This is a genomic window from Kribbibacterium absianum (assembly GCF_030067705.1).
In the GTDB taxonomy this organism is placed as follows: Bacteria; Actinomycetota; Coriobacteriia; order Coriobacteriales; family Atopobiaceae; genus Kribbibacterium; species Kribbibacterium absianum.
Genome location: NZ_JASJEX010000002.1, coordinates 388,011 through 402,401 on the forward strand (window position 1 = coordinate 388,011; position 14,391 = coordinate 402,401).

The following is a 14,391-nucleotide window of genomic DNA, read 5'->3' on the forward strand; positions in this document are numbered from 1 at the left end:
GACCCCGATGAGTCACCGCCCGTGGGCACTGACTCATAGACAAGGAGCGATATACATGAAGTTCTTTATTGACACTGCCAACCTCGAGGAGATCAAGACGGCCAAGAGCTGGGGCTGTCTGGCCGGCGTCACCACCAACCCGTCCCTCTACGCCAAGACCGGCGGCAAGCTTGCCGACTTCGAGGGGCACATGCTCAGGATCGCCGAGCTCTGCGAGGGGCTGCCGGTCTCGGCCGAGTCCACCGCCACGACCACCGAGGGCATGATCGAGGAGGGGCGCCGTCTGGCCGCCCTCGCCCCCAACATTGTCGTCAAGCTGCCCATCTGCGCCGAGGGCCTCGCCGCCACGCACCAGCTGGCGCAGGAGGGCATCAAGGTCAACATGACGCTCATCTTCTCGGTGACCCAGGCGCTCATGGCCTGCTCGGCCGGCGCCCGCTATGTGAGCCCGTTCGTGGGCCGCTTCGACGACATCGCCGAGGACGGCGTCGGGCAGCTGGCCGATATCATCCAGGCCGTCAAGAACTACTACGGGCCGGACCACACCGAGGTCATCGCCGCGTCGCTCCGCACCCCGCGCCATGTGGCACAGGCGGCGCTGCTCGGATCCGACATCGCCACGGTGCCCTTCGCGGCGCTCGAGAAGTGCATGCGGCACCCGCTGACGGACCGCGGCCTCGCCGCCTTCGAGGCGGACTGGAAAAAGGTCCAGGGCCTCGCGTAGCAGCCGCGAGACGTGCATTTGGGGACAGTCCCCAAATGCACGTCTCGCCATGTGCAAAAGGGGACAGTCCCTAAATGCACGTCTCACGAAGTCACCGCGGCGATGGCGTCGTCTGCCACCTGCTCCGGCGTCATGCGGACCGACCGGAGCAGCTCGTCCACGTCGTAGCGCTCCCGGACCTGCTTCGCCAGCCCGCGACATAGCACGGCCACGCGTCGGTCTGGCCCGTAGAACCGTGCCACCTTGTCGCCGAAGCCGCCGGACACGATGCCGTCCTCCAGCGTCACCACGACGGAGCACCGCCCGGCCAGCTCGCCGAGCAGTGCTCCGTCCACGCCGCTCGCATAGAGCGGGTTCACGAGGGCCGGGGTCACGCCCGTGCGCTTCTCGATGATCGCCGCCGCCCGCTCGGCCACCGGGAACATCGAGCCGAGCCCGACGAGGGCGATGCCGCGCCCGTCCTGCACCAGCTCGAAGCTGTTGAGGCGCCCCCAGTCCTTCTCGCACGGGGCTCCGTGGCGCACGGGGCCCCCGGGCACTTTGATGGCGACCGGGTAGTCCGTCTGGTCGATGCCCCAGTCCAGCGCCGAGAGGTACTGCTCGACGGTGGTGGGCGCCAGGTACACGAGGTTGGGGACGTTGCCGAGCATCGGGACGTCCTGGAACCCGTGGTGCGTGGCGTCGTGGGGGGCGAAGAGCGTCCCGCCGAACACCGCCAGGCACGCCGGCACGCAGTCGAGGCAGAGGTCTTGGGCTACCTGGTCGTAGGCTCGCTGCAAGAACGTGGACATCACGCCGTACACGGCCTTTGCGCCGCCGCGCACGAGGCCGGCGGTCACGGAGACCGCGCTCTGCTCGGCAATGCCGACGTCCAAGAACTGGCGCCCGGCCTGCGCGCGCAGCTCGGGCGTGAAGCCGAACATGCCCGGCGTGCCCGCTGTCACGGCAACGAGGTCCGGCTCGGAGGCCATGCGCGCCACCAGGTGCCTCGCCGTGATCGTCGCCAGCTCCGGGGGCGCCTTCGGGCCGCCCTCGCCGGTCGCGAGGTCGAAGGGGCCGGTGGAGTGCCAGGCCTCCGGGCTCCGTTCGGCCGGGCCGTAGCCGTTGCCCTTTCGCGTCACAATGTGCACGACGATCGGGTGGTCTATGCCCTTGACCTCGGCAAATGCGTCCACCAGCGCGTCGAGGTCGTTGCCGTCGGGCACAAAGCGGTAGTCGAGCCCCAGGTCGCGGAAGAAGTTGCGCCCGGCGCGCCCGCCCGTGGCTCGCAGCTCGGCCAGGTTGCCGTAGAGGCCGCCCACGTTGGGCGCGATCGAGGCGTCGTTGTCGTTCACCACCACGATGAGGTTGTTCTTCATGGAGCCGGCCAGGTCGAGCCCCTCGAAGGCCTCTCCGCCGGACAGGGACCCGTCGCCGATGAACGCCACCACGTTCCAGTCGCCGCCGGTCAGGTCGCGCGCCGTGGCCAGGCCGCAGGCCCAGCTCACCGAGGTGGAGGTGTGCCCCGTGGTCGCGACGTCGTGCTCGGACTCGTAGGGGGAGGAGAAGCCCGTGACGTCGCCGTAGTGGGCCGGGTCGAGGAAGGCCTCGGCGCGTCCGGTCAGCATCTTGTGGGTGTAGGTCTGGTGCGAGACGTCGAACACGATGCGGTCCTGCGGCGAGTCGAACACGTAGTGGAGCGCGATGGTCGCCTCCACCACGCCGAGGTTGGGGCCCGTGTGGCCGCCGGTCCGGGAGAGCTTTTGGAGCAGCGCCGCGCGCACCTCGGCGGCCAAGAGCGGCAGCTCGTCTCGGTCGAGCCGCTTGAGGTCCTCTGGTCCGGTGATGGCTTCGAGGTACATGGGATCCTTCCTGATGGGCTTTCCATCCTATGCCCGTTGGGCGGCGGCCTCTGGCCCCCGACGATAACGCCCCATCCCCAAAGTGGACGCCTGGTGGACGCTTGGGAGAGAGCCATTTGTCCACGCTCCGGCCGGCGACAGCGTGGACAAATGGCTTTGACCGAAGCGTCCAACCGTGGACAAACGGCTTTGACCGAAGCGTCCACGCTGGGGCTGTGGGCCTGCTTTTGCCCTTCGTGCCCTTACGGTGAACGCCTAGGGGCCCCAAACACCCCTTTGCTAAGCTGTATCGGTCTGTCCGTAGAGGCTCTGCGCGCAGACGGACCCAAACGCACGACAAAAGGAGCATGAGTGGCCAACCATTTCCGCAGCCCGCGTGACGCGGGCGCCGCGGAGGAGCCGAACGCCCCGGCGACCACGCCGCAGGCGCAGGCAACGCCGCAGGACCCCGACGACCAGCCCGAGCTGGAGCCCGTCAAGGTCCAGACGGCCACGATTCGCGAGACGACGCCTGTCTCGGCGGACGATTTCGACCCCTCCACCCAACAGGGCTACACGAGCGTGTTCGCCCCGCTGCGCGACGAGAGCGCCCCTGCGGTCAACCGCCAGGGCAAGCCCACGATCGCGATGAAGAACGTCACGAAGATCTATCCGGCCCAGCCCAACAAGCCGGCCCTCGAGGACGTGTCGCTCGAGGTCTACCCCGGCGAGTTCGTGTTCCTCGTCGGCCATTCCGGCTCGGGCAAGTCCACGTTCCTCAAGCTGCTGACCCGCGAGCTCAAGGCGACGAGCGGCACCGTGATGGTGGCCGGCCAGGACCTCTCGACGATGCGCAACTACAAGGTCCCGTACCTCCGCCGCCAGATCGGCTGCGTGTTCCAGGACTTCAAGCTGCTGCCGGACAAGACCACCTACGAGAACGTCGCCTTCACCCTCGAGTGCATCGGCAAGCCGCGCTCGGTGATCAAGGCGCAGGTGCCCGAGGTGCTCCGCCTGGTCGGCCTGCAGGAGAAGATGGACATGTACCCCGACCAGCTCTCCGGCGGCGAGCAGCAGCGCGTGAGCGTGGCCCGCGCCATGGTGAACCGCCCGCCGCTGCTCATCTGCGACGAGCCCACCGGCAACCTGGACCCGGCCATCTCCTTCGGCATCATGAAACTGCTCGAGCGCATCAACCGCTCCGGCACCACAGTGCTCATGGCCACCCACGACCGCGAGATGGTCGACTCCATGCGCAAGCGCGTGATCGCGCTCGAGGCCGGCCACGTGGTCCGCGACCAAGAGAAGGGAGGCTACGGCTACTATGGCGCCCTCTAACTTTGGCTATTCGCTCCGCGAGGCGGGGCATCACTTCCGCCGCAACTGGTCCACGGCCCTCGGTGCCGTGGTCACCATCTTCCTGTCGCTGTTCATCATCGGCCTGTTCATGCTTGGCAGCTCGGTCCTCACCAACATGGTGGGCTCCGTCGAGGACAAGGTCACGATCCAGGCCTTCCTCTCCGACGACGCCAACCAGGAGAACGTCGACGCCCTTCAAAAGGCGATCCAGGGCTGGGGCGACGTTGAGTCGGTCACCTACAAGTCCAAGGACGAGGCCTTGGACGAGTACCGCAACACGATGAGCAACAAGAACGCCGCGGCCGCCGTCGACGCCCTCGACGGCCAGAACCCGGTGCCGGCGTCGCTCGTGATCAAGCTCACCGACCCGCAGCAGGTCTCGACCGTGGCCGACAAGCTCATCGCCGACGCCGACTTCAAGGCCGTCTGCGACGACCCGGACAACCCCGCCGCCTCGGTGCAGTACGGCCAGGAGACCGTCGAGCGGCTGTTCTCGGTCACCAATTACGTGCGCATCATCGCCATCGTGCTCGTGATCCTGCTCACCTTCGTGGCCTTCGTGTTCATCAACAACACGATCCGCCTCGCCATCTCCGCGCGCCGTCGCGAGATCGCGATCATGCGCCTGGTGGGCGCGAGCAACGGCTTCATCCGCGGGCCCTTCGTGATGGAGGGCGCGCTCGAGGCGCTGATCGGCGCGCTGCTCGCCATCGGCGCGCTGCAGCTGGGCATCTCGTTCCTGCTGCCGAAGATCGAGGAGAGCCTGCAGTTCCTGGCCGTCAGCCTCGACCCGACGGTGGTGGCCGCGACCTACGGCCTCCTGCTGGTGGTGGGCGTGCTCATCGGCCTGCTTGGCTCCGCCATCGCCATGCGCCGGTACCTCAAGGTCTAACGACCTCTCCGAGAACCGCGTTTTGTGGGGCAGAGCGTCGCGAACCGACGCTCTGCCCCGCTTTTTTGTAGGGAAGGGCGCCCCGAATCGGGCGGTTCGCGCGCGGAGCGCTCTCCGGGGCAAGTAGGGCAACGGTTTACCCCCTATCACGCAGTTCTCGGCATCCACAGCTCCAGAATGCCAAGAAAGGCACGAAGCGGGGCAAGATGCGCAACGGTTTACCCCTTATCGCCCCGCTCGCGCGAAACCTGCGATGCGGGGCAGCTGGAGAGCGGGCTCTCGCGTTCATTGGGAAGAATCCTGCGGAACGCCGTGAGAAGGGAACCCTATGTCCGCAGCCAAGAAGCGCCCCAGCGCCCGCCGTCGTCGCCCGCCCAAGACGCGACCCCGTGAGCATGGCGCGCTGATCGGGGCCGTCAAGGTCGCGCGGCCGGGTGTGGCCGAGGTGGTCACGGCCGAGGGCACGTTCCCTGTGGCGCGCGGCGGCCTCCGCGAGGCCATGAACGGCGACAAGGTGGGCGTCACGCTCGGGCGCCCGCACCGCGGCGAGCGTCTGGCCCGCGTGCAGCACGTGATCGAGCGTGCCGTCACGAGCTTCCTCGGCGTGTACGAGCTCATCGAGCCCCTTGGCGCCGTTCGGCCGCTCGACGAGCGCATCCGCCACGACTTCTTTGTGCTGCCGGACGACACGAGCGCCCAGCGCCTCGACGTGAGGAGCGGCGACGTCGTGGTCGCGAAGATCCTCACCTATCCGGCGCGCGGCGAGGCCGGCGTCGTGACGCTCACGGAGCGCGTGGGCTCTCCCGAGGACGTGGACGTCGCCATCGAGCGGGTCATCGCCAACCACGACCTGCCCGTCAGCTTCCCGGAACGTGCCCAAGAAGAGGCACGGGCGGTGCGGCTCGACGTTGCGGAGACGCTCGCGTCCGAGCCCTGGCGCCGCGACCTCCGCGACCTGCCGTTGATGACGGTGGACCCGGCCACCGCTCGCGACTTCGACGACGCCATCTGCGTCCAGCGCACCGACGCGGGCTACGAGCTCACGGTGGCCATCGCCGACGTCACCCACTACGTGCCGCAGGACAGCGCCCTCGACAACGAGGCCAAACAACGCACCTGCAGCTGCTACTTGCCGGACCGCGTGATCCCCATGCTGCCGGAGGAGCTCTCCTGCGGCGTGTGCTCGCTCAACCCCAACGAGGATCGGCTGGCCATGGTGGTCAGGATCGCAGTGGACTCCAAGGGCGTGGTCAAGGACGCCGAGCCGTGCGTCGCCGCGATCCGCTCCCGGGCCCGCATGGACTACGACGCCGTGGACCGCTTCCTTGAGGCGCCGACCTCCGAGAAGGCCGCCGTGCTGGCGGAGGGGCTCGCCGCCCACGTGGGCGCGGCCGAGGCGCCCACGGGTGCGCTGGCCGTGACCCTGGGACAGTCGCTCGAGGCCGCCGACGAGCTGGCCGAGCTGCGCCGCCGCGTACGCGAGCGTCGCGGGGCCATCGACTTCGACTCCGAGGAGAGCAAGGTCGAGCTGGACGAGAAGGGCGCGCCGGTGGGCGTGACCGTCCGCACACGCACGCGGGCAACGGGGCTCGTGGAGGAGGCAATGCTGCTCGCCAACGAGTGCGTGGCGGGGCTGCTCGCGAGCCGCGACATCAAGACGGCCTATCGTGTGCACCCGCAGCCGAGCGCCGAGGACCTGGCCGCTGTGGTGCCGGTGCTCAAGGAGTTCGACCTGGTCACGCCGGCGCAGGCGGACCAGGTGGTGGCGGGCGACCCGCATGCCATCGAGGCCGTGCTGCAGCGGGCGGAGGGCACCCGCTACGAGCTGCTCGTCTCGACGCTGCTCGTGCGCGCGATGCAAAAGGCCGTGTACCTGCCCGACAACGAGGGCCACTACGCGCTCGGCGCCAAGGCCTACTGCCACTTCACGAGCCCCATTCGCCGGTATCCGGACGTGCTCGTGCACCGCACGCTCAAGGCGTGCTTGCGCAACCGATTGCACTCCAAGGAGCAGAAAGAGCTGGACCGCACCCTGTCCGTGCTGTGCAGCCAGTGCAGCGAGGGCGAGCGTCGCGCGTCCGGCGCCGAGTGGGACGCGCAGGCCGTCAAGATGGCGGAGCTGTACGCCGGCAAGATCGGGGAAGAGGCCGAGGGCGTCGTCATTGGTTGTGAGCGCTTCGGGCTGTTCGTGCGGCTCGCGGACACCGGCGCCGAGGGGCTTGTGCCGGTGCGCGCGCTCGGCGACGAGTGGTTCGAGTACGACGAGAAGCGCCTGACCCTCACGAGCGAGGAGTCGCACGACGTGTACCGTCTCGGCGACCCGCTCACGGTGAGGGTGCACGGTGTGGACATCCCGAAGGGGCACATCGACTTCACCCTCTGACCCCGACCCTGGACGCTTCGGAGAGAGCCATTTGTCCACGCCTGGACGCTTGAGAGAGAGCCATTTGTCCACGGTTGGACAGTTGGCTCTGAGCGAAGCGTCCAACCGTGGACGATCGGCTTTGACGCAAGCGTCCGCGCGCTGCGGTAGGCTGTGAGTCCAAGCAAACTAAGGAGTTCCATGGACCTTGATCAGATGACGAGCGACCTCGCGGCCGCCGAGGCCCTGCTCGCTACCGGCGAGGCCGAGAAGGCCGCCGAGTCCCTTGCGGCGCTGGCCGCCGATGCCGAGGAGTACGTGGACCGCAACTGCCCCACCACCGAGGAGGTCCAGTACTTCAGCTTCCCCACCATCTACGACCGGCTGGCCTACCGCCGTGTCGAGCGCGACCCGCGCCGTCTCGAGGACGTGGGCGAGCCCCTCGACCGGCTCTACGGCGACCTCGCGTACGCCTACGTCCACACCGGCGACTACGACCGCGCCCGCGAGGCCATGAAGCAGGCCGTCCGCTGGAACCCCATGGACTGCGCGCACCGCCTGGACCTGGCCGAGCTCTATCGCGTGGACGGCAACTTGCAGGAGTGGCTCGGCCTCTCGTACTCGGTGTTCCAGCGCGCGAGCGACCCCGCGCACCTCGTGCGCGCCTATGTGAACTTCGCCCGGTACTTCGGCCAGTCGGGGCAGCCCAAGCTCGCGGCGGCGTGCCTCAAGTGCGCGCAGCGCCTGGAGGTGGCCGACGCGCTGCTCGAGCAGGAGGTGGGCGCGGCCAAGGGCACGGAGTCGGACCCCGACGCCCTCACCTACGAGGAGGCCGGCCAGTTGGTGGAAGGGGAGGGCATCCCCGAGGGCGCCAACGCCGAGATCGCCGTGTGCCTGCTCATGTGCGCGACGGACGCGGCGGCCGCTGGCGAGCGCAAACTGGCCACGGCGCTCACGCTGCAGGCTCGTGACCTCGTGGGCGAGGCGGCGTGCAAGGCGCTCATTGCTCTGATTCGCGAGGCTGACGGCGACGCCCCGGGCGCCCCCGAGAAGGACGGCCAGTGATGCACCGCGAGAAGAAGACCATCTCCAAGAACCGCTCGGCGCGCCACGAGTACTTCATCGACGAGACGTTCGAGGCGGGCATCGAGCTCAAGGGCACCGAGGTGCGCAGCCTCCGCGAGCGCGCGGCGCAGATCACCGACGCCTTCGTGTTGATTCGCGACGGCCAGGCCTGGCTGCACGGCATGCACATCCCGCCCTACAGCCACGGCAACCGCTGGAACTCGGACCCCGACCGCAAGCGGCGCCTGCTCCTGCACAAGCGCCAGATCGAGTACCTCGGGTCCAAGGTCAAGGACAAGGGCGCGGCCATCGTGCCGCTCGAGCTCTACTTTGACGAGCACAACCGCGCGAAGCTCTGCATCGCGCTCGCCCACGGCAAAAAGGCCTACGACAAGCGCCAGGACATAGCCAAGCGCGACTCGGACCGAGCCCTGGCGAAGGAACTCAAGGAGCGCAACAACCGCGCCCGCGGCTGGGCCTAAGCCCAGCGCGTTTGCGTGGCGACCGTGATCGAAACGCGCCGAGAAGCGCCCCTCACCACACCCAAGGGCGCCGATACAGCCACCGGTACAGCTCCTGCTGGCGGGCGCGCTCCTCGGCCGTGGCGTTCGGGAGCCGTTCGCCCAAGCGCTTCGCCAGCGTGCGGGAGAATGCCTCCACACTCGCAAAGTCCTGAACCGTGCGCTTGGTGACAGGCCACGTCTCGATGTCCATCGCAGCCGACGCCAGCTGCTTGTCCGCATCCGCGAGCAGTGCGGCCTCGTTGTCGTGGTCCGCGACTCCTTGGTATTCAAGCGACAGCCGGTCCCCGGCGTAGCGGTCGTCCCATCGCAGAGCCCTGCGTCCGTGAACCAACGTGAGTGCGTCGTCGCTCAGTTCCATCGGGTCGTTCACTGTCGGGCGCTTGTGACCAAAGCCGCCCAGCCCCATCGGCGTGGACAGGAGAACGGTCAGCTTGGTCTCGGCTGGGGACGCGCTGTTCTCGAACGCGAGCGGCATGGCGCGACGCAGACAGCGCACGCCGCGCGTACGTGGCGGCAGCGCGTCGAGCAGCTCGGCGAGCCGGTCGGGCGTCAACGCGGGGGATTGGTCGTAGCGAACGCCGCGCTTCTCGTCTGTGGGGTCCCATCGATAGGTGCCGTAGAGCGACGTGAGCAGCGCGGCCGCTTGACCCACGCCCAGGTGTCGCGCCCGAAGCACCGCCTCCGGGCCCGCCCCCACCACAAAGAGTTGGCCGTGCAGCGGCTCTGTCCGGTCCAGCACCACCTCCCAGAGATGGTCGGCGGGCAGCGGGGCGGACCACACGGAGACCGAGCATCCTGCGCTCCGATGCACCTTTCGGGGGCAGTCCACCACAAAGGTCACGGCGCACGGCTCGTTGCCGGCGGCGAGTTCCTTGGCGTGCGGCACGGCGGCGGCGAGCGCCTCACAGGCCAGCACCTGTCGTGCGGCCTTGTCGCCCATGGCCGAGGCGCGCAGCACCGCCTGGCATTCGGCGCTGTCCGTCACGCGGCGGAGCGGGACGTGCGAAGCCTCGACCAGGTACCGAGAAACGCCCGCGAGAATCAGCATGAGCACCTCCAGCGCACAGGGCGACGTGGAGCCGCCCGTTGGGAAACGTGCGCGCAGGCTACCAAGGGCCCCTGGCCCAAAGCTGACACTAATCTGACCAAACGCGGGCAAGACTCGGCGAGGAGAAACCTGACCCCGCAGCTAGCGGGGCGAAAAGCAGGCTCGGCGACGATGTCGAGATCCCTATGATTTCTATAGATGGGTCGACATACGAGTTGCGTTTGTATTCGCCAGCGAAACCGCCGGATTGGCTTGCGATTGCAAACGCAACTGCCCGATGGGCTTGTATTCGCAAGCTAAACGGCCGGATGGGTTTGCAATCACAACGCAAACTTCCGCAGCATCCACGCCGCCGACAAAACCGCAGGTAAACGCATCACAACCGCAACCAACTTGCGTTTGCATTGCAATCACAACCCAATCGGCGCCCGTTCCGCGCTTTCCCATTGCGATCACAACCCAAACGCGTGCCCGCCATCCGGCGCCGCGCCCCGCTAATCCAGGGGGATGTGCTCGATGCCCTCCTTGCGGCTCTCGCGATAGAGCGCGAAGCGGTGCCCGATCACCTGCACCACGGCCGCGTCGCAACGATCGGCCAGCTCGTTCGCGGCGTCGCGGGTCTGGAGGTCGGCGCTCTCCAGCACCGAGCACTTCACCAGCTCGTGCGCCTCGAGGCACGCGCTCGTCTGCGACACCAGGCTGGGCGTGATGCCCTCTTTGCCAATGCGCACCGTCACCGTCAGATGATGCGCGAGCGAGCGGAGCTGACGGACCTGTCGACCGGTGAGCTGTGGCTGAGACATGTGCTTGCTTCCTCTTGCGGTTCCGGGTACAAACGGGGATTAAAGGTACCCCATTGCCAACGTGGCACTCACGTCAATACCGCAGGCAACGGGGCAAAACTGGCCCGGCGGCGCGGATGCCGGCCCTTACGGAATCGAGGAACCCCATGGTCGATCCCACCGTCCTCTTTACCCTCAGTTACGGCCTGTACATCGTGTCGTCGGCATCCGAGGACGGCGACGCCGGCTGCATCATCAACACGGCGACGCAGGTGACGAGCAGCCCCATCCAGGTGATGGTCGCCCTCAACAAGGACAACGTCACGTGCCAGCGCATCGTCGAGAGCGGCCACTTCGCGCTCACGATGCTCGACGAGACCAGCGACATGCCCTTCATCGGCCGCTTCGGGTTCCGCAACTCCAACGACTTCAAGAAGTTCGAGGGCATCGAGTGCCGGCGCGACCAGTTCGGCGACCCGTGGACCCCGGAGCACGCCTGCGGCATGCTCGGCTGCGCGGTGGCGCAGACCGTCGACGTGGGGACGCACCTGCTCTTTGTGGGCGAGGTGACCGAGACCGAGCACCTCTCCAAGGAGAAGCCCCTCACCTACGCCTACTACCACGGCGTTCTCAAGGGCAAGACGCCGCCCAAAGCCTCGAGCTACGTGGCGGAGTAGGGCGCAATCGTTCTTACTCTACGGTGCCCACGTACTCCGGAGCACTTGTCTCACGCTGACCCGGACGTTGCGGCGCCCGGGTCTTTCGCTGTGGCTTTCGCCTGCACCGTGTGTCAGGTCTGTTCCTTGAGGAGTTTTTGCTCCATTGAGTTCTTTTAGCTCTTTTAGTTCTTTGAGCCCGGCGGTATGCGGGTCACGTTCAAAGAAAGCGAATCGTACCAATCGATGTGGTACGAACGAATAACCGATTTGGTACGATATTCCTATCGTACCAATAACGCCTCGAGAACCGAGGAGGCGCCATGCCAGAATCCCGCGACTTGGAGTGCAAGCAGTCGTACAGCCGGTCGTTCCTCAAGACCGTGAGCGCTTTCGCCAATCAAGAGGGCGGCCGGGTGTTGTTCGGCGTGACTGACGACGGCGTGCCGGTAGGTCTCGAGGACCCGGTTCAGCTGCGTTTGGATATTGAGAACGCGATCAACGACTCGCTGAGCCCACGCCCCGAGTATTCGCTGGAGACCAAAGAACTCCAAGGGGTTCCAGTCGTGTGGCTGACCGTGCGGGCTGGAACCGAGAAGCCCTATCTCTATCACTCCAAGGCATACAAGCGCGCGGACGCGGCAACGGTGCCGGTGACGGACTTTGAACTGCGTCGACTGCTCTTGGCCGGGCAGCATCGAGCCTACGAAGAGCTGCCAGCGGCCAACCAGGACCTCAGGTTCACTCAGCTGGGGGAGCGCTTTCTTGGCCGTACCCAGGTGAACCGCTTTGATATGGACACGCTCAAGACGCTTGGGCTTTACCGGGACGGGTGCTACAACAATGCGGCGGCCGTCCTGGCGGACGAAAGCTCTCTGCCAGGCGCCAATCTCCTGCGATTCGGGGGCGAGCTCAACCAGATTCTCGACACGGAGCGCGTGGCCGGAGTCTCGGCTGTTGAGACCTATGAGCGGGCTCTGGGCTTCTATCGGCGCTACGGGCAGCACGAAGAGCTGCGGGGCAGCGACCGTGTGCTGGTAGAGGACGTGCCGGAGCTGGCATTCCGCGAGGCCGTGGCCAACGGCCTCGTGCACCGCGAGTGGGACGTGCCGGCGCCCCTTTCCGTCGCGTTTTTCCCGGATCGCGTCGAGATGGTGTCGCCGGGCGGTCTTCCTCCGGAGCTTTCCGTGGACTCGTACCTGAACGGCTTCGTGTCAATCCAGCGCAATCCTTTGATTGCTGGCGTTTTCGCTCGCTTGGGGTGGATTGAACTCTATGGCACGGGAATCCGTCGCATCAAGGAAGCCTACGCCGGTCGTCGAGCCCAGCCGTCCTTTGAGGTGGGCGAGTCCTCTCTCAGAATCACATTGCCGTTTGCCGGAGCTGCATCGGCTGAGCGGCCCGACGACATACTGGGCTACTTGGACACGGTTCCTGACGCGTCGCGCGATCAGGTGCAAGAAGCGCTCGGCTTGAGCCGCACCCAGACGGTGCGCAAGCTCAACGACGCGATTGCGGCCGGCGTGGTGGAGCGTCTCGGAGCAGGGCCGTCGACGCGTTATCGTCTCGTGGGGTGAGTCGGCCACAGTCCCGTGCCTTTTGGCTGTGTGGCTCAGAGACCACTAAGCTCTTTCCTACACGCACGGAAAGGGGGCGCGATGAACAGGCGGTCGTTCATGCAGGGGTCGCTCGGGGCGGCCCTCTTTTTCACGCTGGGCGGTTGCGCGAGCGCCGACACCGCGGCCCAGGGCGACGAGGGCATCGCTGACGACTCCGACCAAAGCGCCGAGGCCGTGACGTCGGATAACGCGACGGCACTGGAGACGGTCGGCGGGGAGTCGACCCCTGTGGAGCAGCACGGCGCGCTTTCCGTGCGTGACGGCCAGCTGGTGGACGCGTTCGGTGCGGCGTTCCAGCTGCGGGGCGTCTCCACGCACGGGCTCTCGTGGTTTCCGCAGTTCGTGTCCGAGGCCGGCTTCCGGACCCTGCGCGACGACTGGTCAGCCAACTGCGTGCGTCTCTCCCTCTATCCCGACGAGGAGGGCGGCTACTGCACCGGCGGCGATCAAGGCCAGCTCAAACAGCTGGTCAAAAACGGCGTGGCCTACGCGCAGCACCTGGGCATGTACGTGGTCATCGACTGGCACGTGCTGGGCGAGCAGGACCCGCAGGTGCACCAGGACGCGGCCATCGAGTTCTTCGCCGAGATGAGCGCCGAGTTCGCCGGGTCGCCCAACGTGCTCTATGAGGTCTGCAACGAGCCCAACGGCGACACCAGCTGGGAGCACGTCACCGACTACGCGAACGCCGTGATTCCGACGATCCGCGCCAACGCGCCGGACGCCGTGGTCATCGTGGGCACGCCCACGTGGAGCCAGGACATCGACGACGCCCAGGCCGCGCCGCTTGGCTTCGAGAACCTGCTGTACGCGGTGCACTTCTACGCCGCGAGCCACGGGCAGTGGCTGCGCGACCGCGTGGAGGAGGCGCTCAACGCCAAGCCGCCAGTGATCGTGAGCGAGTTCGGGATGTGCGACGCGTCGGGCGATGGGGCCAACGACTACGAGGAGTCCCAGGCATGGCTCGACTTCTTGGACGAGCATGACGTGAGCTACATCGTGTGGGCGCTGGCCGACAAGGACGAGACGGCGGACCTGGTCGCGGCGGGATCCGGCGTGACGAGCGACTGGGCGCCGGACCAGCTGAGCGACTCCGGCCGCTGGGTTCGCGAGCAGTACCGCGCGAGGCAAGGGAAATAGCGACGGGCGTCCTGCCATTTGCGATCGCGCGGCATCGATTTCCAAGAATTCATGAAGATGCCTGCGGTGAACCCAAAAACCCGCATAAGTGAGGGAGATTGATAACGGCAACCGCACGAAAGTTGCCGAAACACAAATGGGCACCTACGAGGGCGGCTCTCGGAGCCGCCCTTTCTTTAGAATCGCGAACCTTGGAGCTGCGGCGCAGCACATGGTGTCGTGAGAGTGACTACGTGAGTGTTGCCAACTGACAACACGCCACTAATGAGGCACTCAAAGAAACCGGTGTTAGCTGGGATTTTCGAGCTGTTATCTGCAGTTGCAGACTTTGATATACGCAATAGATCAAGATCCACTCTGGGATTGACAAGCCATCCGCGCAGCGGTATAGATTTAGTGC

General features: G+C 66.7%; 12 protein-coding genes. 9 read left to right on the forward strand and 3 right to left on the reverse strand.

The window, feature by feature from the left end; translation table 11 throughout:
• Nucleotides 1-55: 55 nt before the first annotated feature.
• On the forward strand, nucleotides 56-724 hold the full coding sequence (gene fsa / locus QJ043_RS04745; protein WP_283713538.1) for a fructose-6-phosphate aldolase: 669 nt from the start codon (nucleotides 56-58) through the stop codon (nucleotides 722-724).
• Between the two features lie 83 nt (nucleotides 725-807).
• Here the strand turns inward: fsa and QJ043_RS04750 are convergent, their stop codons facing one another.
• Nucleotides 808-2,565 (reverse strand): 1-deoxy-D-xylulose-5-phosphate synthase, encoded by a 1,758-nt coding sequence (locus tag QJ043_RS04750; protein ID WP_283713537.1) that lies wholly within the window; start codon nucleotides 2,563-2,565, stop codon nucleotides 808-810.
• A gap of 351 nt (nucleotides 2,566-2,916) precedes the next feature.
• On the opposite strand from QJ043_RS04750, the gene ftsE reads away from it, so the two are divergent.
• The 5 genes from ftsE (at nucleotide 2,917) to smpB (ending at nucleotide 8,704) form a co-directional block, all read left to right on the forward strand.
• A complete protein-coding gene (ftsE, locus tag QJ043_RS04755; RefSeq protein WP_283713536.1) occupies nucleotides 2,917-3,882 on the forward strand; it encodes a cell division ATP-binding protein FtsE in 966 nt (321 codons plus the stop codon).
• Nucleotides 3,869-4,795 (forward strand): permease-like cell division protein FtsX, encoded by a 927-nt coding sequence (ftsX, locus tag QJ043_RS04760; protein ID WP_283713535.1) that lies wholly within the window; start codon nucleotides 3,869-3,871, stop codon nucleotides 4,793-4,795. The genes ftsE and ftsX overlap by 14 nt, the downstream gene beginning before the upstream one ends.
• Nucleotides 4,796-5,123: 328 nt before the next feature.
• Nucleotides 5,124-7,178, forward strand: a complete 2,055-nt coding sequence (gene rnr, locus QJ043_RS04765; RefSeq protein ID WP_283713534.1) for a ribonuclease R — start codon at nucleotides 5,124-5,126, stop codon at nucleotides 7,176-7,178.
• Between the two features lie 180 nt (nucleotides 7,179-7,358).
• Complete coding sequence (locus QJ043_RS04770; RefSeq protein WP_283713533.1) at nucleotides 7,359-8,222, forward strand: tetratricopeptide repeat protein; 864 nt, start codon at nucleotides 7,359-7,361, stop codon at nucleotides 8,220-8,222.
• A complete protein-coding gene (smpB, locus tag QJ043_RS04775; protein WP_283713532.1) occupies nucleotides 8,222-8,704 on the forward strand; it encodes an SsrA-binding protein SmpB in 483 nt (160 codons plus the stop codon). Before QJ043_RS04770 ends, smpB begins: the two co-directional genes overlap by 1 nt.
• Nucleotides 8,705-8,756: 52 nt before the next feature.
• On the opposite strand, the gene QJ043_RS04780 is transcribed toward smpB, so the two are convergent.
• Both QJ043_RS04780 and QJ043_RS04785 read right to left on the reverse strand, forming a co-directional pair.
• Complete coding sequence (locus QJ043_RS04780; RefSeq protein ID WP_283713531.1) at nucleotides 8,757-9,794, reverse strand: hypothetical protein; 1,038 nt, start codon at nucleotides 9,792-9,794, stop codon at nucleotides 8,757-8,759.
• A gap of 494 nt (nucleotides 9,795-10,288) precedes the next feature.
• Entirely contained in the window at nucleotides 10,289-10,597 is a 309-nt protein-coding gene (locus tag QJ043_RS04785; protein ID WP_283713530.1) for a YhbY family RNA-binding protein, read from the reverse strand.
• 146 nt (nucleotides 10,598-10,743) lie between these two features.
• Between QJ043_RS04785 and QJ043_RS04790 the strand changes: the two genes are divergently transcribed.
• The 3 genes from QJ043_RS04790 (at nucleotide 10,744) to QJ043_RS04800 (ending at nucleotide 13,991) form a co-directional block, all read left to right on the forward strand.
• Nucleotides 10,744-11,253, forward strand: a complete 510-nt coding sequence (locus QJ043_RS04790) for a flavin reductase family protein (RefSeq protein ID WP_283713529.1) — start codon at nucleotides 10,744-10,746, stop codon at nucleotides 11,251-11,253.
• 302 nt (nucleotides 11,254-11,555) lie between these two features.
• Complete coding sequence (locus QJ043_RS04795) at nucleotides 11,556-12,809, forward strand: RNA-binding domain-containing protein (RefSeq protein ID WP_283713528.1); 1,254 nt, start codon at nucleotides 11,556-11,558, stop codon at nucleotides 12,807-12,809.
• 81 nt (nucleotides 12,810-12,890) lie between these two features.
• The gene (locus QJ043_RS04800; protein WP_283722747.1) at nucleotides 12,891-13,991 is read left to right on the forward strand and encodes a glycoside hydrolase family 5 protein; all 1,101 of its coding nucleotides are present in this window, start codon (nucleotides 12,891-12,893) and stop codon (nucleotides 13,989-13,991) included.
• The last annotated feature ends 400 nt before the right edge of the window (nucleotides 13,992-14,391 follow it).

Coding starts and splice junctions, on each gene's coding strand:
- fsa (WP_283713538.1), top strand. CDS start 56: ATGAAGTTCTTTATTGACACTGCCAACCTCGAGGAGATCAAGACGGCC.
- QJ043_RS04750 (WP_283713537.1), bottom strand. CDS start 2,565: ATGTACCTCGAAGCCATCACCGGACCAGAGGACCTCAAGCGGCTCGAC.
- ftsX (WP_283713535.1), top strand. CDS start 3,869: ATGGCGCCCTCTAACTTTGGCTATTCGCTCCGCGAGGCGGGGCATCAC.
- rnr (WP_283713534.1), top strand. CDS start 5,124: ATGTCCGCAGCCAAGAAGCGCCCCAGCGCCCGCCGTCGTCGCCCGCCC.
- QJ043_RS04770 (WP_283713533.1), top strand. CDS start 7,359: ATGGACCTTGATCAGATGACGAGCGACCTCGCGGCCGCCGAGGCCCTG.
- smpB (WP_283713532.1), top strand. CDS start 8,222: ATGCACCGCGAGAAGAAGACCATCTCCAAGAACCGCTCGGCGCGCCAC.
- QJ043_RS04780 (WP_283713531.1), bottom strand. CDS start 9,794: ATGCTGATTCTCGCGGGCGTTTCTCGGTACCTGGTCGAGGCTTCGCAC.
- QJ043_RS04785 (WP_283713530.1), bottom strand. CDS start 10,597: ATGTCTCAGCCACAGCTCACCGGTCGACAGGTCCGTCAGCTCCGCTCG.
- QJ043_RS04790 (WP_283713529.1), top strand. CDS start 10,744: ATGGTCGATCCCACCGTCCTCTTTACCCTCAGTTACGGCCTGTACATC.
- QJ043_RS04795 (WP_283713528.1), top strand. CDS start 11,556: ATGCCAGAATCCCGCGACTTGGAGTGCAAGCAGTCGTACAGCCGGTCG.
- QJ043_RS04800 (WP_283722747.1), top strand. CDS start 12,891: ATGAACAGGCGGTCGTTCATGCAGGGGTCGCTCGGGGCGGCCCTCTTT.